General features: G+C 67.5%; 20 protein-coding genes. 7 read left to right on the top strand and 13 right to left on the bottom strand.

The window, feature by feature from the left end; all coding sequences use genetic code 11:
• Positions 1-17: 17 nt before the first annotated feature.
• The 13 genes from BSP_RS12065 to BSP_RS12005 form a co-directional block, all read right to left on the bottom strand.
• Positions 18-1,204 (bottom strand): IS3 family transposase gene (locus BSP_RS12065; RefSeq protein WP_152948930.1). Its coding sequence is split into 2 segments (ribosomal slippage): positions 18-943 and positions 943-1,204, totalling 1,188 coding nucleotides; the frame shifts between segments, so codons are not numbered across the junction.
• A 61-nt stretch (positions 1,205-1,265) separates the two neighbouring features.
• Positions 1,266-1,604, bottom strand: coding sequence for a dihydrofolate reductase family protein (locus tag BSP_RS12060; RefSeq protein WP_227975955.1), 339 nt, complete (start codon positions 1,602-1,604; stop codon positions 1,266-1,268).
• A 188-nt stretch (positions 1,605-1,792) separates the two neighbouring features.
• Positions 1,793-3,040 (bottom strand): DUF3363 domain-containing protein, encoded by a 1,248-nt coding sequence (locus BSP_RS12055; protein WP_152950504.1) that lies wholly within the window; start codon positions 3,038-3,040, stop codon positions 1,793-1,795.
• 328 nt (positions 3,041-3,368) lie between these two features.
• Positions 3,369-4,313: a DUF2493 domain-containing protein gene (locus tag BSP_RS12050; protein WP_152950503.1), complete on the bottom strand. Its 945-nt coding sequence runs from the start codon at positions 4,311-4,313 to the stop codon at positions 3,369-3,371.
• Between the two features lie 286 nt (positions 4,314-4,599).
• Positions 4,600-4,815 carry a hypothetical protein gene (locus tag BSP_RS12045; RefSeq protein WP_152950502.1) on the bottom strand — a complete coding sequence of 72 codons (216 nt, stop codon included), beginning with the start codon at positions 4,813-4,815 and terminating at the stop codon, positions 4,600-4,602.
• 219 nt (positions 4,816-5,034) lie between these two features.
• Positions 5,035-5,454 carry a single-stranded DNA-binding protein gene (locus BSP_RS12040; RefSeq protein ID WP_152950501.1) on the bottom strand — a complete coding sequence of 140 codons (420 nt, stop codon included), beginning with the start codon at positions 5,452-5,454 and terminating at the stop codon, positions 5,035-5,037.
• 37 nt (positions 5,455-5,491) lie between these two features.
• A complete protein-coding gene (locus BSP_RS12035) occupies positions 5,492-5,848 on the bottom strand; it encodes a hypothetical protein (RefSeq protein WP_152950500.1) in 357 nt (118 codons plus the stop codon).
• Positions 5,849-5,970: 122 nt separating this feature from the next.
• Positions 5,971-10,257, bottom strand: a complete 4,287-nt coding sequence (locus tag BSP_RS12030) for a strawberry notch-like NTP hydrolase domain-containing protein (RefSeq protein ID WP_152950499.1) — start codon at positions 10,255-10,257, stop codon at positions 5,971-5,973.
• Positions 10,258-10,410: 153 nt separating this feature from the next.
• The gene (locus tag BSP_RS12025) at positions 10,411-12,471 is read right to left on the bottom strand and encodes a ParB N-terminal domain-containing protein (RefSeq protein ID WP_152950498.1); all 2,061 of its coding nucleotides are present in this window, start codon (positions 12,469-12,471) and stop codon (positions 10,411-10,413) included.
• A 51-nt stretch (positions 12,472-12,522) separates the two neighbouring features.
• The gene (locus tag BSP_RS12020; protein WP_152950497.1) at positions 12,523-13,422 is read right to left on the bottom strand and encodes a toprim domain-containing protein; all 900 of its coding nucleotides are present in this window, start codon (positions 13,420-13,422) and stop codon (positions 12,523-12,525) included.
• Positions 13,423-13,429: 7 nt separating this feature from the next.
• Positions 13,430-14,035 (bottom strand): DNA repair protein RadC, encoded by a 606-nt coding sequence (gene radC, locus BSP_RS12015; RefSeq protein ID WP_152950496.1) that lies wholly within the window; start codon positions 14,033-14,035, stop codon positions 13,430-13,432.
• A gap of 213 nt (positions 14,036-14,248) precedes the next feature.
• Positions 14,249-15,202, bottom strand: a complete 954-nt coding sequence (gene dmeF / locus BSP_RS12010) for a CDF family Co(II)/Ni(II) efflux transporter DmeF (protein ID WP_152950495.1) — start codon at positions 15,200-15,202, stop codon at positions 14,249-14,251.
• An 8-nt stretch (positions 15,203-15,210) separates the two neighbouring features.
• Positions 15,211-15,486, bottom strand: coding sequence for a metal/formaldehyde-sensitive transcriptional repressor (locus BSP_RS12005; RefSeq protein ID WP_152950494.1), 276 nt, complete (start codon positions 15,484-15,486; stop codon positions 15,211-15,213).
• A 168-nt stretch (positions 15,487-15,654) separates the two neighbouring features.
• On the opposite strand from BSP_RS12005, the gene BSP_RS12000 reads away from it, so the two are divergent.
• From BSP_RS12000 to BSP_RS11970, 7 genes are read left to right on the top strand one after another with little or no spacing between them, the layout of a single operon-like run.
• Positions 15,655-16,017: a PepSY domain-containing protein gene (locus BSP_RS12000; protein ID WP_194166967.1), complete on the top strand. Its 363-nt coding sequence runs from the start codon at positions 15,655-15,657 to the stop codon at positions 16,015-16,017.
• Positions 16,018-16,069: 52 nt separating this feature from the next.
• Positions 16,070-16,747, top strand: coding sequence for a response regulator transcription factor (locus BSP_RS11995; protein WP_152950492.1), 678 nt, complete (start codon positions 16,070-16,072; stop codon positions 16,745-16,747).
• On the top strand, positions 16,740-18,095 hold the full coding sequence (locus BSP_RS11990) for a HAMP domain-containing sensor histidine kinase (protein WP_152950491.1): 1,356 nt from the start codon (positions 16,740-16,742) through the stop codon (positions 18,093-18,095). The genes BSP_RS11995 and BSP_RS11990 overlap by 8 nt, the downstream gene beginning before the upstream one ends.
• A 46-nt stretch (positions 18,096-18,141) precedes the next feature.
• Positions 18,142-19,449 carry a TolC family protein gene (locus tag BSP_RS11985; protein WP_194166966.1) on the top strand — a complete coding sequence of 436 codons (1,308 nt, stop codon included), beginning with the start codon at positions 18,142-18,144 and terminating at the stop codon, positions 19,447-19,449.
• Positions 19,437-20,489 carry an efflux RND transporter periplasmic adaptor subunit gene (locus BSP_RS11980; protein ID WP_152950489.1) on the top strand — a complete coding sequence of 351 codons (1,053 nt, stop codon included), beginning with the start codon at positions 19,437-19,439 and terminating at the stop codon, positions 20,487-20,489. Before BSP_RS11985 ends, BSP_RS11980 begins: the two co-directional genes overlap by 13 nt.
• Positions 20,486-23,536: an efflux RND transporter permease subunit gene (locus BSP_RS11975; protein WP_152950488.1), complete on the top strand. Its 3,051-nt coding sequence runs from the start codon at positions 20,486-20,488 to the stop codon at positions 23,534-23,536. The genes BSP_RS11980 and BSP_RS11975 overlap by 4 nt, the downstream gene beginning before the upstream one ends.
• Positions 23,533-24,147, top strand: coding sequence for a dual specificity protein phosphatase family protein (locus tag BSP_RS11970; RefSeq protein WP_227975954.1), 615 nt, complete (start codon positions 23,533-23,535; stop codon positions 24,145-24,147). Before BSP_RS11975 ends, BSP_RS11970 begins: the two co-directional genes overlap by 4 nt.
• The last annotated feature ends 27 nt before the right edge of the window (positions 24,148-24,174 follow it).

Below are 24,174 nucleotides of genomic sequence, written 5' to 3'. Positions count from 1 at the left end.
GACGTGCCCCTGAGTTTTCATCCAGCGGCGACCAGAGTCCTTGGGTTAGTTACGCCTCGTAGCGTGGGGTGAGCAACAGGCCGAGCCGCGCAGCTTTCATCCTGCGCAGCGGGTCGGCCTGTTGCGGTCAGACTGGCGGCAAAGGCCTCCGGGGTGAGGTAGCCGATCGACGAGTGCGGCCGGCGGGTATTGTAGTCCAGCGCCCAGGCAGCGACCTTCTGGCGGGCGTGATCCAGACTAAAGAACAGGCTCTCGTTGAGCAGTTCGTCGCGCATCCGGCCGTTGAAGGATTCCACAAACCCGTTCTGGGTCGGCTTGCCGGGCGCGATGTAGTGCCAGTCGACGCCATGATCCTGCGCCCAGGCCAGGATGGCCGTGGACGTGAATTCCGTGCCGTTGTCGCTGACGATCATGGCGGGACGGCCCCGTCGAGCGATCAGCGCTGTCAGCTCGCGCGCGACGCGGCGTCCCGAGATCGAGGTGTCGGGGATCGCCGCCAGGCACTCGCGGGTGACGTCGTCGACCACGTTGAGAATGCGGAAGCGGCGGCCCGTGGCGAACTGGTCGTGCACAAAGTCCAGCGACCAGCGGGCGTTCGGCCTTGCCTCGATCAGGATCGGCGCCCGCGTGCCGATGGCTCGACGACGGGAGCGGCGCTTGCGCACCGTCAGACCTTCCTCGCGGTAGAGCCGGTAGATCCGGTTCTTGCCCGAAGGCTCGCCTTCACGTCGCAGCAGCACGAACAGCCGGCGATAGCCGAACCGTCGCCGCTCGACAGCCAGGGCGCGCAGCCGCTCCCGCAGCGCCGTGTCTGGCGGGCGGCAAGAGCGATAGCGCACCGATTTGCGGTCGGCCTTGATGATGGAGCAGGCCCGCCGCTCGCTGACGCCGAACGTCGCCTTCACATGGGCGACGGCTTGGCGCATCGCCGCGGGCCCTACCACTTTTTTGAGAGCAGATCGTTCAGCGCCGCCTTGTCGAGCATGGCGTCGGCCAGCAGGCGCTTCAGCTTTCCGTTCTCATCTTCCAGGGCGCGCAGGCGCTGGGCGTCCGACACGCTCATCCCGCCGAACTTGGCTTTCCAGGCGTAGATCGTGCCCTCCGACACGCCGTGCTTGCGCGCCAACTCGCCCGCTTTGGCACCGGCCTCGTTCTCCCGCAGGATCCCGATGATCTGCTCTTCCGTGAATCTCGCTCGTTTCATTCCGTCCGTCCTTTCAAGGGCCGGACTCTAGCTCCGCGTGGAGGAAATTCTCAGGGGCACGTCAGTCCTTCAGCGCTTGCACCGCCGCATGTAAGTCGCTGCCAAGATGGTGGCTGTTTGTCCACGGGAACGTCGTACGAGTCGTTGACGCCACATACTTTGGTTTGTCTTCCAGCTTGACCGCCCACTCGCGGATCGCCGCAGGTGCATCCACCTCGCCACTAGCGACGGTAGGCCAGTATCTCTCCATCATCTCGTAGGTCACACGACCCCAGAGCATCGCGCCGTTCTCGTCCATCAAGCGGGTAAAAAAGGCGTGCGTCTCGTCGTCGGCGATGCCTTCCTGATGGTCGACGCAGCCATCTAGAGTGAGGTTGATGCTGAAGGTCAGAAGTCCCATGAGGCTAGCCTATGCGATCTTGGCTCGAGCTCAACGTCCGCAACGGGTTGGTTTGCGAAGCAGCCATCGCCCCCGAAAGAGGACCTCTGATCCACGCACGGAATGTCGTCTTTCCGGCATGGTCCGCATGACCGCTCCTGGCGCATTTGCGACTTTGTGGGTCGCCGGGTGGCTCTTCATCAATCGCTTCATCGCTCCAGTGTCGGCTGACCGCGACCCAAGGTTCCGAGCCTCGCGACCCCGCGATCGGTGCCAAGGATCTCGACGGCCTTGCCGACTGCGGGTGTGGTCGTTCCTGGGGCCAACCTTGCATAGTGCTCCATGCCCGCGCGATCTTTCACCACCACGAAGGGTGACGTCCCGACCTCGTCGTGTCGCCCCGCTTGAACTACCCGACCGCGCACAGTCTCCGCTCCCAGTTGGCGTAATGACTTCGCACCCGCCAACCGCCTTTGGTTCAGCGTTCGGATCACATCCCGCCGGATTTGCAACGTCCGAAGCTTGGTCTCCATCTGGGCATCAAGCCGGTATCGACCGCCGGTTGGTTCGGCCAATCCCAACCGCTCAAGGTGCCGTAACCGGCCTCGCGACAGCGCCGCCCACGCGTCGGTTCCGCCGACGCCATCGTCGACCAGGCCCTGCGCGTCCGCCGCCTGCACCAGCCGCCGATCAAACCCTGTGAACCGATCGGCCTCCGTCTCCTTCCAGATACGCCGCTCGGCATCGGCCCGCGACAGATCGCCCAGCCGCTCCTGCGCCACCTCCTGCGCACGGGCCCGAAACCCGTAGCCGATGTAATCACGCGGGATCACCAGATCGCGCCCGTCGGCCCGCTTGCCGCGAACGATCAGATGAGCATGGGGCTGATCGGTGTCGAAGTGACAGGTCCCGATCCACTGCAACCCCGGCTCGCCCAGATCGGCCGAGACCCGCGCCATGACCTCGCGGGTGTATCCCCGCTGATCGGCGATCCGATCCCCATGTTCCGGCGACACGATGAACCGGAAATGATGCCGGTCCGTCCCCCAGTCCCGGGTCGCCTCGGCCGCATCGACGGCGTCGTCCGTCCGGTCGAAGAACTCCGCCGGCTTCCCCTCAGCACCCGCGCCGGCCCGCCCGAGATAACTCACATGCGCCGCCAGAGCCGCCGCCCGCCCCGCGCCCTTTCCGGCGTGCCGCGACACCAGCGCCTTGACGATCACCTTCTGCCGGACGTCCAGCCGGAAGGCGCGCCCTGAACGCTTCTGCGCCGTCCTGAGCACCCCTGCACGGTCGCCATAGGCGAACAGCCGCGACGCTGCGAGCCGCTGGAACATCGCCGTCCGGACATTGATCCGGTCGCTTTTGAGGGTGGTCGGCAGACTGGCCCGACCGGCCTTGCCATCGTTCTCGCTGCGCTCATCCAAACGCGCCTGGATGCCGCTTCTGACCGACATGGCCTCGTCTCCGCAGAAACGACGACCCCCAAATCCGCCCTAACTCACCGCAAGTCGTGGAAGCGTTTCGGGGTCGTCGTAAGATGCTGAGACCCTACAACAAAACAGACACCCTCTCATCTCCTTTTATCTTGCCCTAAGACCTAAAATACGATCACCAATCTATGATCATCATACACGATCAACACCCAGCAACAGTAATCCGTCAGTAGGTGATGAGATGAGATATCCCGATTCGCCTGCCGTTGTGCGGATGCCTCCCCAGCGGCCAAACGCAGAAAACCCGCCCGGCCAAAGCCGAGCGGGTCATTCCGTCTGAGGTTTGATCTCAAGCCGCGCGGGCTCGAATGGAGACGTGTCTGAGCCCGGTCTCCATCGCCTTCTGACCCAGGTTCAGCGCCGGCCCGAACGGCCGCTGATCCGGTGACCGTGACCGATCCAGTGAATGCACCAGGGTGAGGCAGCAGGTAGGCTCAAGCGCGATCAACTCGTCGTTGGCCCGGAACGGAGCGGCCTTGCCGTGGGCGTCAAAGTCGGCCCGGGCGAGGATCAGTTTCACCCCCTTCTGCCTGGACCATTTGATCGCCAGCTTCTCGGAGCCCTTCGCCCCGGTCGTGGCCAAGGCCATGTCGGGCCATTCCTTGAGCGCCCAGTTGAGCGCGTCGAACACCCGGCCCGCATCCTCGGCCGTGTCCGCTGTCGGAGCCCCTCTGAAGGCGATCACCGGACCGCCCGGATCCGCCTCGCCTGCCCGCCGGGCCTTGATCGCCCGAATGGCCGCCTTGGCCTCCATCTGCGCCGCGGTGAGATGCGTGCCTCGTCGGCTGCCCCGCCAGGCCGTCCAGACCTCCCCGGTCGCGACCGTGTAGCTTTCGGCCGCCGCGTCCCGGATCAGCTCGGCCGCCTGGGTGGCCGCGTCTCCGGCCCGGGCCTTGGCCGTGGCTTCCTGAAGCTCGGTGTCGGCCGCTTCCGAACCGTCGAAGTCCCGGTCCAGGCTTCGCATCGTGTCGCGGGCACGGTCGGCGTCGCGTTCGATCCGCTGTGCGGCCGAGTGGAAGGCACCGATCAGGGTCTCGGCCAGGATGGTCTGGAAGTCCTCGAGTGCTGTGTCGGCGATCACGTCCAAGAGCTCGGTCATGAGTGCCCGGCCGAGTTGCGAGAGCGCGTCCTCGCTGGGATGCGGACGCTGATCGCCCAGGGAAGCGGAGAGGTCGTCGAAGGCGGAGTCGGACTTGGAGAAGACGGAGTGTGTGGAGGTGTGCATCGGGATCATCCTTGAAAGCGTCGAGCGCCCCATGCGCAACGACCCCGATTTTCGGCACATCGGGCCCCGGAAAGTCACCGGAGCGGACCGCCCTTCGCGGGCCGTGGAGGGGATAAGGCGAAGCCGTTGACTTTCCGGGTGATGTGACAAAATCGGAGGGCGTTGTGTGGGGGCATGTCGTCGTCGCCCTTCGCGACGACGACCCCGTTCGGCGCCGTCGCGCCGATACGAACAGACGGGCATCGATCTTCATGTCTGTCGTCGGCGGCGAGCCGCCGCGTCGCGCGATCGGGGATCAGTCGGTCCAGCCGCTGGGCCGCCACCCGCTGAGAAAGGCTTCGACGGCGACCTGCACGGGGCCGCTGATATCGCGCTGGCCCGCCTCCATCGCGAGGAACCGCGCCGCCATCTTCTCCGGCGTACCTGCAAGCCGGAGAGCGCGCGCCATGGTCAGCGCATCCCACCCGAGGATCTGGCGGGCGAGTTTCAGTTCGGCGGCGGGCGTAGCCATCAGGAGTCCGTACGGTCAGTCGTCATCAGCATGGTGTCGGGGGAGGGCCCGCCAAAAAAAAGAGAGGCGGCGACCTCATCAAGGTCGCCGCCCATCGCCAGGCTAGATCGGAAACCCGACGCCGTCATGACGTCCGTCGGTCAGCAGGGACATCTCTTTCAAAAAGAACCGCCCGGAGCGCGACCGCTCCGGGCGAAGAGGAGGGCACAGGTCCGTCGATCAGAACGGGATGTCGTCGTTGAGATCGTAGCCGCCGGCCGGCTCCTGCACCGAGGGCGCGGGTCCGGCCTCCTCGGACGAAGTCCGATCCCGCCGGTTCTTCAGGCGGATGTCGGCCACGATCAGGCGCAGGTCGTAGTGTTCGACCCCGTCCTTGCCGGTCCAGGTGTCGTTCTCGACATGGCCCTGGATGACGACCCGGCTCCCCTTACGGGCGAACGGCTCGATGTATTTCTCGGCGGTCGCCTCGTTGAAGCAGACGCAGTTGAAGCCGGTGGTGCGTTCGCCGGGCGTGCCGTCGGCGCGTCGGAACCGGGTGGTCTCCATCACGCGGAAGCTCGCGCGTTTCTTGCCCGAACCCTGGGCGGAGAGGATGGACGGATCGGCAGCCAGATAGCCTTCGAGGGTGAGGGATTGCATGTCAGTCTCCTGAAAATGAAAGGTGAAGGGGAGGGAGTCAGGCGGCGGCGCGGTCGTCGAGGCCTGTGTCGGTCTCGCGGTCTTCGGCCCAGTCGAGGACGGTGAGCCGGTTGATGACCAGCTCCTTGGCGGTGCGCTCGGCCCCGTCCCGCGCCTTGTAGGACGTGTCGATGAAGGCCCCGATCACGACCGCCTCGCACCCCTGCGCTAGGCCGCGCGCGATGACCTTCTCGTTCAGGCCCTTGGACCAGCTAACGCAGTTGACGCCGACGAGCCGGTCCTTGCCGGCGCTATCCACGCCGCGTTTCTCGATCAGACGGAACACCGCCTTGGCGAAGTCCTCGCTGATCTGGGGGTCGGCCGCCAGTCGGCCGGTGAACACCATGGTCTGCATGTCAGTCTCCTGTTGATCCGAAGCGCCGAGAGAGCTGATCTCCCTCATCCCGCCTCACCCGAGACCTCCCTTCCTCCCGACCTCCTCCTGACCGGGCGGGGCCTTCGCCCCGCCCGGCAATCTCACGCCGCCGCGCCGTCGAGGACGGTCTGCACCGGATGGCGACGCAGAACCGCCTCCAGCACCTCCGGCCGATCCACCGGGACGAACACCCGGGGCGTGAAGGCGATGATCTCGACAAAACAGCCCAGGGCCACGAGCGCGTCCCGGTCGGTCCGGCCACCCACCACCTCGATGCGCCACCGGTCCATCACGCGCGCCCGCTTGAGCCAGAGCCCGCCCTCCAGCGACAGCTGGACACTCCGATCGAGCAGAGCGGCGAGGGTTTGCGCCCCGTCCGCCCATGCTGCCCCAACATCGGTCAAACCCAGCGCCGCCTTCAGGGTCCGGGCCTGGACGGGGTCAAGCACCCGTCCCAGCCACCGCCGCCCGTCGGGCGCGCGGACACGCCGGACGGAGCAGCCGCGCGCCGGCAAACGGCCCCAGATCGGCAACAACAGGCCGGTCGCCAGGGTCAGTTCGCGCGTTCGCCAAGGGTCGGTCCCAGCCACCTCTTCATCCCAGACCCGCCGCCAGTCGGCGACCGCCGCCGGCTTCCAGGCGGATTCCTCAAAGGCCTTCTGCGGCATCGTCTGACGGTCGTCCGGTCGAACCAGCCGGACGGCGCTAACCAGCCTATCTTCGTCCGTCGCCGTGGTCAGACCGAGCTCCGCGATCGCCGCCCGTCCCGACTTCTCGTTGACGACCAGCTGGTGCGCGATGTCCTCGGCCCGGCCGAGCGCGTCCTTCGAGCTCAGGAGCTCGCGCCGGACCTTGAGCGAGAAGGTCACCAAAGCGGTCTCCGCTCCGGTCGAGACGTCGGTGCGGATCACCTCCTGATCTAGCACGTCGAGCTCTTGGGCCTCGATGTCCTCCAGGCCTCGGTCCAGATCGCCCGAGGCGGCGGCGCGTTCGAGGATGCCCGACAAGATGCGGTCGAAGTCCGCGAAGAGGGCGTTCTGGTCGGCGATGCGCAGGGCCAGCAGCCGGTTCAGGAAGGTGTGGATCGGCGGCAGGTCGTCGGACGGCTTCAGCCCGCCGTCGGCGTTCAGCAACTTCAGGCCCGTCTTGGCCATGAAGGTCTCCAGCGTCATGGACGCCAGCTCCCCGAAGGCGAGGGCACCGTAGAAGACCAGCAGGGCGCGCCGCGCCCATGGGCTCTCCAGATTGTCCTCGGCCCGAAACAGACCGGCCCCGGCCGTGCGGCGCTCGCCGCGCGTCAGCGCCCCCAGGGAATCCAACCGCCTGGCAATTGTGGACGTGAACCGCTTCTCGCCCTGAATGTCGGTAGTGACCGGCCGGAACAGCGGCGCCGACGCCTGATGGGTCCGGTGGCTGCGGCCCAGCCCCTGGATGGCGGCGTCGGCCCGCCAGCCCGGCTCGACCAGATAGTGGACGCGCCGTTGCTGGTTCCCGGCCGACAGATCGGCGTGATAGCTGCGGCCCGTACCACCGGCATCCGAGAAGATCAGAACCCGCTTCCGCCCCGACATGAAGGCGTCGGTCTCGGCGCGGGCCGCGGAGCCCCCGCGCCGCTCGACCACCCGTCGACCGTCCCGCACCACCACGCGTCGCGACCGTCCGGTGATCTCCGAGACGGCATCGGTGCCGAAGGCTTCCAGCAAGGCGTCAAGCACGCCCGGCACGGCGGGCAGACAGGCCATCCGCTCGATCAGAGCCTCGCGGCGCGCGAGCGCCTCCTGGCTGACGGCCGGACGCCCGTCGTCCATCACGGGGACCATGGTCACATTGCCGTCCTTGTCCTCGATCGCCTCCATCAGATGGACCGGGAAAGCCTCGCGCAGATAGTCGAGGACGTATTCGCGCGGCGTCAGGTCGATCGACAGGTTGTTCCACTCCTCGGGCGGGATGGAGGCCAGCCGCCGCTCCATCACCGCCTCGTTGGTCGAGACGATCTGGACCACGGCCGACCGGTTGGACGCGAGGTCATCCCGGATCGAAGCAACCAGGCTCGGGGCCTTTAACCCTGCCAGCAGGTGGCCGAAGAAGCGAAGCTTCGCACCCTCGAAGGCGGAATGGATCGCAGACGCCGCCTGACCGCTCTTGGGCTTGCCCTCGTCGTCACTGAGACCCGTGGCCTTCAAGGCCTCGGCCAGATTGGCGTGGATCAGCTGGAAGGCGTCGGCCCAGGCATCCCAGATATCGATGTCGTCAGACGTGAGCGGATGAACGAGCGGCTCGTACTCGACGCCCTCGAACGACAGGCTTCGCGCCACATAGAGACCGAGTGCCTTCAGTTCGCGCGCGACCAACTCCATGGCCGCGACCCCGCCCCGCTCCATCGCCTCCAGGAAGTCGGCGCGCGACATGAAGGGGGCCTCGGGCCCGCCCCACAGTCCGAGGCGGGCGGCATAGGCTAAATTCTCCGCCGTGGTCGCCCCCGTGGCGGAGACGTAGAGCACCCGGGCGTCGGGCAGCCGGTTCTGAAGCGCCAGGCCCGCCATGCCCTGAAGCGAGGCCTTCTTGGTCCCGCGTGCGCCCCTGCCAGCCCCGGCGGCATTGGCCATCGCATGGGCCTCGTCGAAGGCGATCACCCCGTCGAAGTCGTCGCCCAGCCAGGCGACGATCTGGTCGAGCCGAGATGGCCGGTCACCGCGGGCCGGTTGGCGCAGGGTGGCATAGGTGGTGAACAGAACCCCGCGGTCCAGCCGGATCGCCTCGCCCTGTTTCCAGCTCGACAGGGGTACGATGTCATGGGCCCCGCCGCCGAGCGCCGCCCAGTCGCGGCGGGCGTCCTCCAGCAGGGCGTCGTTTCGGGACAGCCACAGCGCCGGAACCCGGCCCTGGGCCATGTTGTCGGCGATGACCGCCGCGATCTGGCGGCCCTTGCCGCAGCCGGTCCCGTCGCCGAGGAAGAAGCCGCGCCGGAATCGGATCGCGTCTTCCTGGTCATCGCGCAGCAGGGTGACGTCGTGCTGCGCGTCTCCCAGCCGGAAACGTCCGGGAAGATGGGCGGCATGCGCCTCGCCGGCATAGATGACCGTCTCGGTCTGGGCGTCGGAGATCCGGCCCTCGTCCCGCATCACGGGAGACAGCATCGGCCGATAGGTCGGCGCCGGTGGCGCGACCGAGGCCATCGGTCCGGACTCGACCAGCGGCGATGGATGCGGACGGGGATCAGGCAGATCGAGCCGCGCGAGGCTGTGGGCCTGGTAGAGACCGACGTCTCGGCCTTCACCTTTCCAGGGACCTACCTCGTAGGCCAATGGCGTCGCGCCCGCGAGGAAGGCGAGGCGGCCAGAGGGCAGGGCGAGGCCGCGTTCGCGCGGTCCGACCAGAGATCCCAGAGACAGCTGCAGTCGTGCACGTGGCTTCGCGCCGACGCGCGCAGGAAGGGCTGCGATCACCTTGGCCGCACCCTTCAGGTCGTCTGCACTCAGCACCGCCGGGACCTCGGTCGTCTCGGCGGAACGATCGACGACGAGGAGCCCGGTCTCGACCGAGGTCCCGTGCTTGGCGAAGGCGCCGGTCGGCAAAGTGATGCGGGCAATGATCGCGCCCACGGCACCCAGACGCCGCAGCAAGCCGTCGTTCGTCAGCGCGGTCACCGGCACGATCGCGGCTAGACGGCCATGATCGGCCAGGGCCCTCACGGACGCCAGCAGATGGTCGGCGAGGTCCGAGAAGGGGGGATTGGTCACCACAACGTCGAAGCCGCCCGCGCCCCGGCTCAGGTTGTGGATATGGCGCGCGTCGTGGCGTGTCCGCTCCGCCGAAGGGAACAGCCCGTCCAGCAGGTCTGCGCGCCCTGCCGCGATCTCATTGAGCGCGAGCGCACCGCCGCAGGCTTCGGCGACGATGGCCAGCAGCCCGGAGCCTGCGGAAGGCTCAAGGACGCGGTCTCCGGGCCGGACCTGGGCGGCCAGGACGACGAGGGCAGCCAGCTGCGGCGGCGTCGAGAACTGGTCGAGCGCGACCTGTTCCTCACTCCGGCGCGTATGGGTCAGGCCGAGTGCAGAGACCGAAGCCAGGAGCGCGGCGATCTCCGCCGGCGCATCCTCCAACCGCGCGACCTGGGGCGCGAGACGCCGGATCTGCAATACGGTCGCTGCTTCTATCGCGTCATAGGCGTCGCGCCAGACCCAGGCCCCCTCGGCGTCCGAGGCCCCGAAGGCGGTGGTCATCACCTGGGCGATCAGCCGCCGGTCGAGCGGACGGGAGCGCGCCAGATGGGCCGCGAGGGCGCGAGCGGCGGCCAGGACATTGGCCCCGGCATCCGCGCTGGCGGCGTCGGCGAACAAGCTGAGGGTAGCGGTTGGCGAGGTGGAGGACGTGCGGATGGAAGGCATGGCGTGGGTTCCGGCCGCCTGGAGCGGAGGGCGCCTCCCTCTCGGTCCTCCAGGCTCGCCCCGCTCCGCCCTTCCTCCGCCTCCCGACCCTCGGAACAGCGCAACGCCGCCCCGGCTGAAGCCGGGACGGCGCGTGGTCATGATCGCGAAGGCTCAGGCCGCCGCCGGGGCGAGCGCGGCCTCGCCCGCCGGGGTGACCACGAATGCTCCGGCCCCATCGTCCGGCGCGTCGTCCAGTTCGTCCTCCGGATCGGCCTCGTCCTCCACGTCAGAGACCTCCGGGTCGTCGGACGCCGCCCATGACAGGCCGATCGGCGCCCAGGACCGCGACGCCGCCTGTTCGGCGACCCAATCGACCAGCTCGGTCTTCTTGAGCGACGTGGCGCGCAGGTCCTCAGCCCCCATGTCGGTCAGCATCGCGAGCAACAAGGGTTTGGAGTGGGACTGAAGGAAGGGCGCGTCGGGGGTCCAGTGGAGCGTAATGTCCGCGCCGCACAGGGCGGCGAGCTCGGCCGCTTCCGAGCGGGCGCGGCGGCGGATCAGGCTGGTGCGCTCTTCGCGCACGTCCAGACTGATCGCCGTCAGTTCGGCCAGCAGGGCCATCTTCTCGCCGTGGGGCAAGCCGTGGATCCAGGCGATGACCGTCTCGCCGGACGTCTCCCAGGTCGCCCGGCGCTGATCGAGCCTTTGGCGCACCTCGCCGTCCAGGGTCTCGATCACCCGGCCACCCGGCGGATTGAAGCCAGTCGCCAGGATGGCGAGCGCCGAGTCCGAGCGCGCGACATGGGTGCGCAGCACCAGCAGGGTGAACAGGCGCGCGATCAGGGCCACCAACGCCGCGCCGGGGTCATCCGCAAGAGCCCGCATCAAGCCGCGCGTGGCCACATCCGTGCGGACGGCGTGCAGGGCGTGATTGACGCCATCGGTGTCGGGCTCGGGAGCCTCGACCTCAGGCGGGACATAGGCCGGCGGCGCGACGGGGCGTGTCGGCGCCTCGCCATCGACCGTGTCGTCCGCCTCAACCTCGGGCTCCTCGGGCGTGTAGCACCTGACCTCGACGCCCATGGGCGAAGCCGGGGACATCACCATGGTCGTCACAACCCGTCCGCCAGAGCCGGTCTGATCGACTTCGATTTTGGCGCGGATCATGGCCACGAGGGCGGCGTCAGCGCCCTCCGGATCAGACGCTTCGGCCAAGGCCAGCCCTGCTGCCTCGGCGCGTTCACGCCAGACGTCGCGCTGGGCGCGATAGCGCGCCATCTCCTCGTCGTTCAGGACGCCGCCGTAGACATAGCCGAGCGCCTCCAGGTCCTCTGGGAGCTCGGGCTCCTGACCGGCCGTCACGTGAACCGCGATGCCCTCGGCCTCGAACACGGCGGCGAGGCTGCGGGCCCGCCTTAGCCAAGCCTCGGTCAACACGTCCGGATCCAGCAGGACCGGCGCCAGCTCCCCGAACAGATCGGCCTCGGTGCGACCGCCGGCCGCCGCATAGGCGGCTGCCCCGACCAGGGCGCAGCGTCGATCGTGCGGCGTGACCCGCGAGGCGTCTAGGCGCTCGACGATGCGCCAGTCCTGAAACCCGTGGCCCGACAGCGCGACCTCAGCGATCTCGGCCTGTTCTTCGGCGTTCGGCAACCGCGCCAGGAGGCGAGCCTGTTTCAAGGTCATCCGCCCGGCCTTGAGCGCGCTAGTCGCGACCGGGGGCAGGGCAGCGAGAGCCGCCAGCCGCTTGATCTCGATCTCGGCATAGCCGAGGGCGCGGGCGATGACCGGTACGGTCAACCTGGTCTTGAGCATCCGACCGATGGCGACGATGACGTCGGCGACGTGGACGGGGGCGGCGGTGTTGGTCAGCAGCAGAGCAGCGGCCTGCCGCGCCGGATCTGTCTCGACATAGACGGTGACGGGGTAGTCCTCGTCGATGGCACCGGCTTCGCGCAGCAGATCCAGCGCCAGACGCCGGCGACGACCGTCCAGGGCCATCCAGGGCTGTTCCTTCTTGCCGCGGCCCGGGCGTACGGTCAGGCGCTGCAGTTGTCCGGCCGCCCGGATCGTGGCGGCCAGGGTCGGGATGTCATCATCCGACGGCTCGTTGAAGCGCAGATTCTCGGGCGCGATGCCGAGGTCGCCGAGGCGGATGGTGCGTTCGTCGCGGTCGACGACGACAGCGGGCGTGTCGTCGAGCGAGGTGATGACGGGAACGAGGTCGGTCATGAGGGATCTCCCGCCGGGCGACGGGGCCGATCCCCGCCGCTCCGGCGCCCCTCAGCGCCCTCCCTCCGCCTTTGCCTGCGCCATCGCGACCGCGTTCCAGTCGTCGAAGGGGGCGTCGGGCCAGACCACCTGCGCGATGATCCCGAGATCGACGAGCCGCCGATACAGCCGCCAGGCCCGATCCTGACCGACCACCCCGCGATCGGCGGCGATCAGCACCCGCCGCACGCAGGACGGCGGTGTCCAGCACGCCAGGTTGTTCGCCGCCAAGAGCGCCCAGCCGGGCAACTGGAAGCGCTCGATGGCCGAAAGGGTGGTGATCACGCCTTCGCCCACCAGTATCTCTCGGTCGGGTGGCCAGAGGCGGACAGCGGCCCCGGGCGGTACGTGGCCCACGGCCTTGCGAGACACCCGAAGTTCGGTCGCGCGACGACCGTTCAGATGCAGATAGGTGAGTTCGACGCCGGTCAGCCGGTCAGCGCCGTCGCTGATCCGGGCGATGAGGGCAGGGCGGTGGGCACTTCCTGGCCGATACACGGACGCCGGCGCACGTGAATGGTGGCGAAGGTTCGACGACGCTATCCCGCCGGTCACTGACCGAGACCGGATGTGTCGTGCCGCCGCGCTGGTCACGCCGATGGGCACCGCGCTCTCCCAGAGGTGGGCGGCGGCTTGAAGCCGGGCCAGACGATCGGGCCTGGGCCAGGTCGAACCGGCATGGCCACCGCCCGTCAACCGCCCGCCGTCGTCAATGAAGCCGCGTCGGCGCAGATCGTCGCGCATGGCGCGCCAATCGGTGGCCCCGAAGCCGTGAATAACGAGCCGCCCGTCCGTAAGCAGCAGTGAGACGGAGCGGTCATGGCCGCTGTGACCAGGGGCCGGCACATTGGCGCGATGGCCACCCTGATAAAGATCGCCGCCCAGGGCGGTGACGATGGCGTGCAAGGTCATGGCGCGCTCAGATCAGACCAAGGCTACGAAAGCTCGCCGTGCCTTCCCGCCCGACGATGACGTGATCATGCACCTGAAGGCCGAACACCTTGGCCGCCTCGATGATCTGGCGCGTCACCGAAATGTCGGCCTGAGAGGGCGAGGGGTCGCCCGAGGGATGGTTGTGGACCAGAATGAGCGCCGACGCCGAAAGCTCCAGCGCCCGCCGTATGACCTCGCGGGGATAGACGGGCGCGTGGTCGACGGACCCGTCTGCGACCAGCTCGTCGCGCATCAGGATGTTGCGCCGGTCGAGGAAGAGGGCGCGGAACTGTTCCCGGGGCAGATGGGCCAGGGCGATCCGAGCATAGTCGAGAAGTGCGTGCCAGGAGCTCAACACCGGCCGGGCGCAGACGGCGCTGCGTGCCAAACGCACACTCAGCTGGCGGAGAAGTTTGAGGTCCATGATCGCTGCCGCCCCGACGCCGTCCACGCGTCCAAGCTCGGGACCGTCAGCGGCGGCGATGCCGCCCAGGTCCCCAAACTGCCCCAGCAGGTCGGCGGCCACCCGTCCTGCGATAGGAGCGGAAACGCTTCGACCGAGCAGCAGACACAGCAGATCGTGGTCTGACATCCGTTCCAGACTGGAGGGGTCTGGCCCGTCTGAAGCGGCAGTCGATCGTGCTGGTCGGATCGGATGGGCATGGGCTGAAATCTGCGTCACGGCGGCCTCCTGGCTTCCGCTCCCCGTCGGAGCGCCAGCCGCCGCCCTCACTCTCTCCCTCCATCGACGCCGCGGTGGCCGGACAACCAGAAATCGATCTTGATGATCCTGGCGAACGTACCGCTATGCCGAGGTCCTGCATTCCACAGTGATGTGCGCAAGCTCGTGCACAGGGACCAAGTGAGCCCGGACCACGTCGGCGACGACGTTCCCCGAGACGCTGACGATGGCGGCATAAGCCTCAGGACCGACTCTCCAGACGTGCAGATCAACGATACGAGCGTCGCCTGGCCCTTCGATGCAGTCGCGGACTTCCTCACTGAGGTGCGCGTCGGTCGTATCGAGCAGGACGGCGGCGGTGTCGCGCATCAGGCTCCAGGACCAACGGGCGATCACGATAGCTCCGACGATACCCATGGCAGGGTCAAGCCACGACCAACCGAGGAACAATCCGGCGAGCAGCGCCAAGATCGCCAGCACCGAGGTCAGGGCGTCGGCCAGGACGTGCATATAGGCAGCACGCAGATTGTTGTCCTTATGGGCCGCATGGCCATGCCCGACATGGTGATCATCGTCGTGATGATGCTCGTGCCCGTGACCATGTCCGGGCCCGTGATGATGACCGCCTGACAAAAGGATCGCGCTGACGACGTTCACGGCTAGGCCGATCACGGCCACCGTCGCGGCCGGGCCGAAATCAACTGCTTCGGGCCTGAGCAGGCGCATGACCGACTCGACCGCGATCCCGATGGCCACGATGCCGAGCACCAGGGGCGAGGCAAAGCCTGCTAAATCGCCGACCTTGCCGGTGCCGAAGCTGAATCGCGGATCGGTCGCGTATCTTCGCGCGAAGGCATATGCCCCCGCGGCGACCGCGAGCGCTCCGGCGTGGGTGGCCATGTGGAAGCCGTCGGCCAGCAGCGCCATCGAGCCGAAGACGGTGCCTGCGACGATCTCGCCGACCATCATGACTGTGGTCAGTGCCACCACCCACAAGGTGCGACGCGCATTATCGTCGTGGGTGGAGCCCAGAAAATTGTGGTCGTGGGTGTGGAGATGCGGGTCGGCGGTCGTCATGGTCGAACCTATCGGGAATAGCGGCGGATGATGGCGAGCATTTCGGCGGCCCCGGTCTCGCGCTCTTCATCCGTCAGATCGGATCGAGCCACATGCTGGTGAAGGTGGTCCTCGATCAGTTCTTCAAGCAGACCGCTCATGGCCCCTCGCGCGGCCGCCACCTGTTGCAGAATTTGCGAGCAACCCGCCTCGGACTCGATCGACCGCTCGATCGCCGCCAGCTGGCCGCTGATCCGGCGGACGCGCGTGATGAGCTTCTTCTTGTTGCCTGCGACGTGCGCCATACCATACTCCTCTATAGTATGGTTCATGATGAAGGTAGGGGGTGGCGGAGTGACAGCAGCTTCGTCGTGTCCGTGCCTCTCGAAGGTTTAACTGCGCCGCGAGGCTGCGCGAAGGTTTGGTCATCTAAGGTGTCACCGTGCCCGATTGGGGCGCAGTGGAGAAAGACGATGAAACGCAAGACGATCGTGATCGGCCTGTCGGCGGCGACCTTGGCGTCGGCTCTGGCCATCGGCGGCGTGGCCTTGGCCAACGGGGTCTCACCGGAACGCGTGGAAGCCGACGACGTCCAGGAGATCGCCGCCGTGATGGGCGCGCGCGTGTCCTTGGTCCAGGCTGTGGCCATCGCCGAGCGGCAGAACGGCGGCAAGGCGCTGGAGGCGGCATTCGACGATGAGAGCGGCAGCCGGTGGGAAGTCGAACTCGCCCGTGACGGTCAAGTGTCGACCTATCTGGTTGACATGACGACTGGCGCGCTGTCGGCCGCACCCGGCGAATCGGAGACCGACGAGGGGTCCGAGGACGAGGATTGATCCTTCGTCAGCCTCGCCCGGCGCCGGGCGAGGACCTCGGGGAGGTTTGAAGATGAAAATTCTGCTGATCGAAGATGACGCCGAAGCGGCGCAGTTCGCAGCGCGCGGCCTGCGCGAGGCCGGCCATCTTGTGGATATCGCCGACCATGCCGAAGACGGCGAGCACATGGCTCTCGAAGGCCATTATGACGTCTTCATCGTCGATCGCATGCTGCCGGGCGGCGACGGCCTGAGCATCGTCAAAAAGGCGAGGGCTGCGAGCGTGACCACACCGGCTCTTTTCCTGACGGCCGTCGGCGGTGTCGGGGACCGTGTCGAGGGGCTCGAGGCGGGGGCCGACGACTATCTGGTCAAGCCCTATGTCTTTAGTGAACTGCTGGCCCGGGTGAACGCCTTGGGCCGACGGCCGCGCACCCTGGACATGCGCGATCGCCTGACGGCCGGGGATATTGAGATCGATCTCGGCTCGCGCACAGCGCGGCGCGCCGGCGTCGATCTCGACTTGACGCCTCAGGAGTTTCGACTGCTGGAGTTTCTGGTCCGACACTCGGGCCTGGTCGTGACGCGCGACATGCTGCTTCAGAAGGTCTGGGGGTTCGACTTCGAGCCCCGCGCCAATCTCATCGATGCCCACATGAGTCGTCTGCGCGCCAAGGTCGATCGGCCGTTCGCCCGCGACCGCATTCAGACCGCGCGGGGGACCGGCTACCGACTGGACGACCATGACTAGGGCGCTGGGATCGGTCGCCGTTCGCCTGGCACTCGTCTACGCCCTTGTCTTTGGACTGGGCGGCGGGGTTCTGTGGTCGGTCCTGACGATCATCGTCGCGCGCTATGCGGCCGAGGCCATCACGACGGATCTCCAGACAGAGACCCGTGTGCTGCTGGCGGAGGACGGCGGGTCGGATCAGGCGACCCTGGTGCGCAAGGTCGAGGCTCGGAGCCGGGTCGGCGGCCTGTTCGTTTACAGTGTGACGGATCCCCAGGGTCAGCGGCTCGCAGGCCAGTTGCCCGACGGCCTGATGCCGCGTCAGGGGCTCGACGAGATCCAGCTGCCGTATGCCGAAGATGACGGCGGTCCGGCTGAAGAAGTGCCCGTTCGCACCCTGACCACGGCCCTGCCTCAGGGCACGCTTGTGGTCGGTAAGTCGACCTATGCCGTTCATGAGCTTGAGGAGCTGCTCCAGGATATCGGTCTATGGGCCGTACTGGGTCTGACCGGCGTCGCCGCTCTGTCGGGAGCGGCGGCTGGAGGACTGCTGTCGGCACGCCTGAGCCGGATAAACCGGGCCGCCGCGCGCATCATGGAAGGCCACCCCAATGAGCGCGTGCCGTCCGTCGGATTGGGAACCGAACTGGAGCGAGTCCGCCGCAACCTGAACGCTCTTCTGGATTGGCAGCAGCGGGCGCTGGAAGCCCTGCGCCATGTCTCGACCGACATCGCCCATGATCTGCGGACGCCGCTGAACCGCCTACGCCAGCGTCTGGATCGGGCCCAGGCGGAAGCCGTCGACGGGCGGGTTCCGGACGCGGCCATTCGCGCCGCGATCGCCGACCTGGACCAGGTTCTGGAGACCTTTTCCGCCCTGCTGCGGATCGGCCAACTCGAGGGCGGGGCTGGCCGGACCTCGTTCAGGCGCGTGAAGCTGGGTGATGTGGTCGATCGTGTCTTCGAGGCCTATCAGCCCGCCAGCGAGGAGAGCGGTCACATCCTGACCCAGCTTGTCGATAGCGACGCCGAGGTCATCGGCGACCCCGAGCTGCTGGTTCAAATGCTGTCGAACTTGGTCGACAACGCCTTGGCGCACGCGGGCAGCGGCGCGCGAATCCAGATCGGAGCCTACGACGAGGGCTCGAAGAGCGTTCTCGCCGTGCGCGACGATGGTCGGGGCGTGCCGGCCGACCAAGTCGAGCGGATCACACGCCGCTTCTACCGGCTCGATTCAAGCCGCAACACGCCCGGTCAAGGCTTGGGTCTGGCGCTGGTAGCGGCGATAACGGCGCTCCACGAAGGCGAACTGGTGATCGGGCCAAACCATCCCGGTTTGGCCGTGCGCGTCGTGCTACCAAGACCATGATGGGAACGGTGGGGTGATGCGGGTCAGTCTTGTTTGGCCATTGATCATGGTGTCGCTGGCCGGTTGCGCGACCTATGCGCCGTCACCTCTGCCGATGGCCCCTTCGGCCGATCCCACGAGCGCTTCGCTCGCCGATCGCCTTCGGTTGGCACGCCCAGAGGCTCAGCCCATCGATCTGACCGCACCGCTTGGCCCGGACGCCCTTGCGGCGATCGCCATCGTTTTGAACCTTGACTTGAGGAGCCAGCGCGCCCGGGTCGGCGTGGCCGAGGCCCAGGCCTTTGACGCCGGCCTCTTTCCCGATCCGCAGTTCAGCGCCAGTCTTGATCGACCGCAGTCCGCCCCGATGCTCGTCGACGCCCTGGCGGCCTCTCTCGGTCTGGATACATCGGCCTTTTATCTCCGCCCTCAGAGGCTGCGGAGCGCGCGAGCGGTGGAGCGGCAAGCCCGACTGGATCTCGCCTGGCTAGAGTGGCAGACGGGCAATCAGGCGGCTGTGCTGGCCGCCCGTATTCAGGGTCTGGAGAATAACCTCCAACTGACGCGCGAGGCGGAGGCCCTGTCGGCCTCGATTCTGAATCGCTCGCTGGCCGCCCTGGCCAGGGGAGACCTGTCCGCCACTGACGTCGAGCCCCGGAGGATCGCCGAGGCCGATGCGGCCGATCGTCTGCGCGTCGCCGAACGCGATCTAGCCTCCGCCCGTCTGGAGTTGAATGCCCTGCTGGGCCTCAGCCCCGCGACCTCGATCCAGCTGACGCGCTTGCAGCCACCGTCGCCATGCTTACTGCACGTGGACACGCTGGTTGATAGGGCCCTGGCGCAGAGGCTCGACCTTCAGGCCTTGCGCGCGGGATATGAGGGCCAGGAGGCGACGCTGCAGGTCGCGGTTCTCCAGCAGTATCCCCGGTTGAACCTCTCTTTGAACGGGGCCCGGGACACCGGAGCCGTCCGCACCAACGGCGTCGCCGTTGGGTTCGACCTGCCTCTCTGGAACCGGAACCGCGGCCAGATCGCGATCCAGACCGCCACGCGCGAGCAGCTGCGCTCGGAGTACGAGACCCGGCTGTTCAGGACGCAGGCCGATATCGCGACCCTGGTGTCCGCGCTCGACATCGGCCGCCGGCAGCAGGCCGACCTGGCCAATCAACTGGGTCCGCTCCGCGCCTCGGTGGCCGCCTTCGAGAACGCGGCGGCGCGTGGCGACATAGCGCGGATCACCGCCGAGACCGCCCGCCTGTCCTTGCTCGACAAGTCGATCGCCTTGTCCGCCCTCGATCAGGCGATGGCCGAACAGACACGGGCTTTGCAGACCGCCGTCGGAACTTCGCTGGAGACGTTCGCATGCGCCGTCTGATCCTTCTCCTCGCCCTGGCGGCGATCCCGGCCGGCTGTTCCAAGCCCGCCGAAAAGGCGGCCGATCCCGTGGCTCAGGTCCGCACCGCTCCTGTCGTCAGAGCCGACCTGGACGAAACCGTCACCGCCTATGGTCAGGTGGAGTTCGATCCAGCCGGTCTTCGCGCCCTGACTGCTCCCTTCGAGGCCCAGGTGGCCCAGGTTCACGTTCGGGTCGGACAGTCTGTTTCGGCCGGGCAACCGATCGTGACCCTGACCGCCAGTCCCCAGACCCGCCTCGACCTCGGGCGGCTGGCTCGTGAGGCGCAGGTGGCGGCGAGCGAGGCGGAGCGGCTGGGTCGCCTGCGATCCGATGGCCTGGCCGGTGACGCGGAGGTCCAGACAGCGACGGCCACCGCCCAGACGGCACGTCAGGCCAGCGCGAACCTCCAGAGCCTGACGCGCGGCGGGCAGGTGACCCTGTCGGCACCGGTGGCAGGGATTGTCGATGCCGTGCCCAGCAGCCCGGGTAGTCTGGTGCCTGCCGGATCCGTGGTGGCCAATCTCGGGGCTGCCGGGCGGCTGAACGCCCGCATCGGCATTGAGGTCGAAGACGCCCAGAGGCTCAGGTCGGGCAGCGTCGTCATGCTGATGGGGTTGCATGATCAGGGCGGCACAGCTCCCTCTCGGGTGGCCTCAATCGACCGGCGTGTCGATCCCGCCACCCGCCTCGCGGCTCTGCTTGTTCCGCTTCCGGCTGCGGGCGTGTTGCTTCCGGGCGAGGCCGTCAGGGCGGACGTAGTGGTCGGCACGCGCATCGGCGTCCTGACGGTGCCGCGCGCCGCGGTCCTCTATGATGGCGAGACGCCCTATGTGTTTGTCGTCAGCGCGGGCAAGGCGGTGCGCAGGCCCGTCCAGGTCGGACTTGAACTCACCGATCGGGTCGAACTGACCTCGGGCGTTCAAGCCAACGAGCAGGTGGTGATCGAGGGCGGTCCATCCCTCTCGGACGGCATGGCCGTGAGAGAAGCCGCCGCCGCGACCCCGGCGGCGCGCCCGTGACCCGCTGGCTCTCCGGCCAGGTCCGGTTCGTTCTTCTCGCCTTCGTCCTGCTGGCCCTGGCGGGGTCGGCGGCGGCGTTCAGACTGCCCGTGAGCCTGTTCCCGAAGATCGACTTCCCCCGGGTGGTGGTGGCCGTCGACGCCGGCGACCGTCCGGTGGAGCAGATGGTCAGCCAGGTGACCCGGCCGGTCGAGCGGGCGCTTCGCACCGTCCCCGGCGTAGCCTCCGTCCGATCTACCAGCAGCCGGGGCTCGGCCGAGCTGTCCGTCAACTTCGCCTGGGGCGCGGACATGGTCGCTGCGACCCTTCAGGCCGAGTCGGCCGTGAATGCGGTGATGCCGGACCTGCCGCCGGGGACGCGGTTCGAAGTCCGGCGAATGGACCCGACGGTGTTTCCGGTCCTGGGTCTTGCGCTGGTGTCGCCCAGCCGCGATCCCGTGGCGCTGAGAGATTTCGCCCAGCTCCAGCTCGCCCCGCTGCTGTCTTCGACGCCCGGCGTGGCCAGCGTGACCGTGCAGGGCGGTCAGGAGAAGGAATATCAGGTGCTGGCGGACCCCACGCGACTCCAGGCGCTGGGTCTCTCTGTCGAAGACCTGGCACGGGTCCTGTCGTCCAACAACGTCGTGGTCGCAGCGGGTCGCTTGGAGGACCGTTATCGGCTGTATCTGGTGCTCACCGACAACCAGCTGACCGGCATCGACGATATCCGCCGGACCGTGATCCAGACCGGCGCGCGCGGTGTGGTCGAACTGGACGATATCGCCGATGTCGTGGTCCGACAGACCCCGCAGTGGACGCGGGTCACGTCGCAGGGCCAGGACGCGGTGCTGGTCAACATTCGCCAGACGCCAGACGCCAACAGCGTCGGTCTGGTCAAAGAGGTGCGGCGACGCATCGCCGCCTTCAAGGTGGAGACCCCCGCCGATGTTCAGATCGTTACCTTCTACGACCAGTCGCAGCTGGTGACCGCAGCGGCGAGCAGCGTGCGCGACGCTATCCTGTTGGGCGCTCTGCTGGCCGGTGTTGTGCTGTTCGTCTTTCTTCGCAGCCTGCGCTTCATGGTGATCGTCGCCCTGATGCTGCCTGCCGTGTTGGCGACGACCTGCATCGCCCTCGGCCTTCTGGGCATGAGTTTCAACATGATGACCCTGGGGGGTATGGCCGCGGCCGTCGGCCTGGTCGTGGACGACGCGGTGGTCATGCTGGAACATCTGATGCGGCGGCTTCAGGAGAAGCGCAGAGGGGCGGAAGCCGGGGAGGACGGTGTGCTGGTTTCGGCGGCCGAGATGGCCCGCCCGCTCATCGGATCGACGCTCGCCACCATCCTAGTCTTCGCGCCCCTCGCCTTCTTGAGCGGCGTCACGGGCGGGTTCTTCAAGGCCCTTGCTGTCACGATGTCGGCGTCGCTCGCCGTTTCCCTGATCTTCGCTCTGTTCGTCGCGCCGTTGCTCGCCGAGCGATGGGTGCGGGAACGCGACGTGGAGCAGGCCGAGCGGGCAGGCGGGCTGCTCGAACGATTCGGTGGTCGTTACGAGACGCTGATGACGCGCGTTCTGGGACGGCCGGGTCGGCTTGCATTGATCGTGGGCCTCGTCGTCCTGTTGATCGGCGGGCTCGCCTATACCCGGGTCGGGTCGGGCTTCATGCCCAAGATGGACGAAGGCGGCTTCATCCTCGATTACTATGCCGCGCCGGGCACGTCGCTGAGCGAAACCGACCGGCTGTTACGACAAGTCGAGTCCATCCTCCAAGCCACGCCGGACGTCGAAAGCTATTCGCGGCGGACCGGGCTGCAGCTCGGCGGCAGCCTATCCGAAGCCAATGAGGGCGACTTTTTCGTGAGGCTGAAGGCCAAGGGCCGACGTCCGCTCGAAGTCGTCACCGCAGAGGTCCGATCCAAGATCGAGGCGTCCGTGCTCGGCCTCACGGTCGAGACGGCGCAACTGATGGAGGACCTGATCGGCGATCTGACCGCTGTGCCCCAGCCGATCGAGGTCAAGCTGCTGGGGGCGGACATGGCGGCATTGAAAACGGCATCGCCAATGGTCGTGGATGCCATCGGCAAGATCCGGGGCGTGGTCGAGGTCAGCGGTGGCCTGCGGGTCGCCGGCGACGCCGTGGTTATAGCCGTGGATCGGCCGGCCGCGGCTCTGGAAGGCCTCGATCCCGAGGCGGTGACGCGACAGCTCCAGCTTCTGGTAGGCGGCAACGTCATCGGGCAGATTCAGGAGGGCGAAAAACTGGTCGGCGTGCGGGTCTGGACGGCAGGCGATCTCCGCGATCGTGTGCGCGCTCTGGAGACCCTGCCGCTGCGCGCGCCGGACGGGCACACCCTGCCTCTCTCGCGTGTCGCGACCCTGACGATCGCGCCCGGTCAGCCGCAGGTCACCCGCGAGAATCTACAGCCGTTGGTGGCTGTGACCGCGCGGCTGGATCAACGCGATTTGGGCTCGGCGATGCGCGAGGTTCAGCGCACGGTGGCCTCGTTGAGCCTGCCGTCTGGCGTCCGCGTCGAGTACGGCGGCCTCTATGCCGAACAACAGAAGTCGTTCCGTGACCTGGCGGTGGTCTTCGTCAGCGCCTTAGCGCTCGTCGGGTTGCTGTTCCTCTATCTGTTTCAGGGATGGGCAGCGGCGGCGAGCATCGTCGTCACGCTTCTGCTGGCGGCGTCCAGTGTCTTCCTGGGCCTGTGGGCCACGGGCACTGAGCTCAACATCTCCGCCATGATGGGCCTCACGATGGTCATCGGCATCGTCGCCGAGTTGGGCGTCTTCTACCTCGCGGAACTGCCACCGAACCAACGGGCGGACGCCAAGACGTTGATAGCCGCTGGGCGGGCGAGACTTCGGCCCATCCTCATGTCCGCCCTGATCGCCATTTTGGCCTTGGCGCCCCTCGCGCTCGGCCTCGGCGAGGGGTCGGCGATGCAAAAGCCCCTCGCGATCGCGATCATCACCGGTCTGATCGCCGGTGTGCCGCTGATCCTGATTTTTTGTCCCGCCCTGTTGGCGCGCCTTTCCACTCCGCTCCGGGAGCGACCGCAATGAAGTTCAGCCTGCCGTCTTCGCGTGGCCCACGCGTGCTGCTCAAGATCGTCGCCGGCCTTGGGTCCGCGACCCTCTGGACGATGGCCGCCATCGGCCTGTTCGTCGTGGCCTTTGTCAGCTTCACCATGGCTAACGACAATTTCCACGCCGTCGCCAAGGATGAGGCTTTCCGGTCGGCGCAGCCGTCGCCGCAGGACCTCGAACGCTATGCGCGGGATCATGGCATCCGCACCGTTATCAATCTGAGAGGGGCGAACCCGTCCGAGGCCTGGTACCGCGACGAGGTGGCCACCGCGCGTCGCCTGGGCTTGCGCCACATCGACTTCCGCATGTCCGCGAAGCGGGGCATTACCAACGAAGAGGCTTGGCGGCTGATCCAGGTCATGCGCGACGCGCCCAAGCCCCTGCTGATCCATTGCGAATCGGGCGCCGACCGCAGCGGGCTTGCCTCGGCCCTCTATGTGGCTGCGGTGGAAGGGCTCGGTGAGGAGGCCGCGGAGCGACACCTCTCGCTGCGCTACGGCCATGTCCAGGCGCCGTTTGGCAAGGGGTGGGGCTCCACCGTCACCTGGGAGCGCATGGAGCCTTCCTTGGGCTTTGTCGGTAGCTGATGCTGGGAAGACTGCCTGTGTCCGGAT

Origin of the sequence: Brevundimonas sp. Bb-A (assembly GCF_009394735.1) — a bacterium.
Taxonomy (GTDB): Bacteria; Pseudomonadota; Alphaproteobacteria; order Caulobacterales; family Caulobacteraceae; genus Brevundimonas; species Brevundimonas aurantiaca.
Note: the sequence above shows the minus strand (reverse complement) of the source record. Positions and strands in the feature narration are given on the sequence as shown.

Coding starts and splice junctions, on each gene's coding strand:
- BSP_RS11980 (WP_152950489.1), top strand. CDS start 19,437: ATGCGCCGTCTGATCCTTCTCCTCGCCCTGGCGGCGATCCCGGCCGGC.
- BSP_RS12055 (WP_152950504.1), bottom strand. CDS start 3,040: ATGTCGGTCAGAAGCGGCATCCAGGCGCGTTTGGATGAGCGCAGCGAG.
- BSP_RS11985 (WP_194166966.1), top strand. CDS start 18,142: ATGGTGTCGCTGGCCGGTTGCGCGACCTATGCGCCGTCACCTCTGCCG.
- BSP_RS12020 (WP_152950497.1), bottom strand. CDS start 13,422: ATGACCTTGCACGCCATCGTCACCGCCCTGGGCGGCGATCTTTATCAG.
- BSP_RS12050 (WP_152950503.1), bottom strand. CDS start 4,313: ATGATCCCGATGCACACCTCCACACACTCCGTCTTCTCCAAGTCCGAC.
- BSP_RS11995 (WP_152950492.1), top strand. CDS start 16,070: ATGAAAATTCTGCTGATCGAAGATGACGCCGAAGCGGCGCAGTTCGCA.
- BSP_RS12000 (WP_194166967.1), top strand. CDS start 15,655: ATGAAACGCAAGACGATCGTGATCGGCCTGTCGGCGGCGACCTTGGCG.
- dmeF (WP_152950495.1), bottom strand. CDS start 15,202: ATGACGACCGCCGACCCGCATCTCCACACCCACGACCACAATTTTCTG.
- BSP_RS12060 (WP_227975955.1), bottom strand. CDS start 1,604: ATGGGACTTCTGACCTTCAGCATCAACCTCACTCTAGATGGCTGCGTC.
- BSP_RS12030 (WP_152950499.1), bottom strand. CDS start 10,257: ATGCCTTCCATCCGCACGTCCTCCACCTCGCCAACCGCTACCCTCAGC.
- BSP_RS11970 (WP_227975954.1), top strand. CDS start 23,533: ATGAAGTTCAGCCTGCCGTCTTCGCGTGGCCCACGCGTGCTGCTCAAG.
- BSP_RS12040 (WP_152950501.1), bottom strand. CDS start 5,454: ATGCAATCCCTCACCCTCGAAGGCTATCTGGCTGCCGATCCGTCCATC.
- BSP_RS12025 (WP_152950498.1), bottom strand. CDS start 12,471: ATGACCGACCTCGTTCCCGTCATCACCTCGCTCGACGACACGCCCGCT.
- radC (WP_152950496.1), bottom strand. CDS start 14,035: ATGTCAGACCACGATCTGCTGTGTCTGCTGCTCGGTCGAAGCGTTTCC.
- BSP_RS12005 (WP_152950494.1), bottom strand. CDS start 15,486: ATGGCGCACGTCGCAGGCAACAAGAAGAAGCTCATCACGCGCGTCCGC.
- BSP_RS12035 (WP_152950500.1), bottom strand. CDS start 5,848: ATGCAGACCATGGTGTTCACCGGCCGACTGGCGGCCGACCCCCAGATC.
- BSP_RS11990 (WP_152950491.1), top strand. CDS start 16,740: ATGACTAGGGCGCTGGGATCGGTCGCCGTTCGCCTGGCACTCGTCTAC.
- BSP_RS12045 (WP_152950502.1), bottom strand. CDS start 4,815: ATGGCTACGCCCGCCGCCGAACTGAAACTCGCCCGCCAGATCCTCGGG.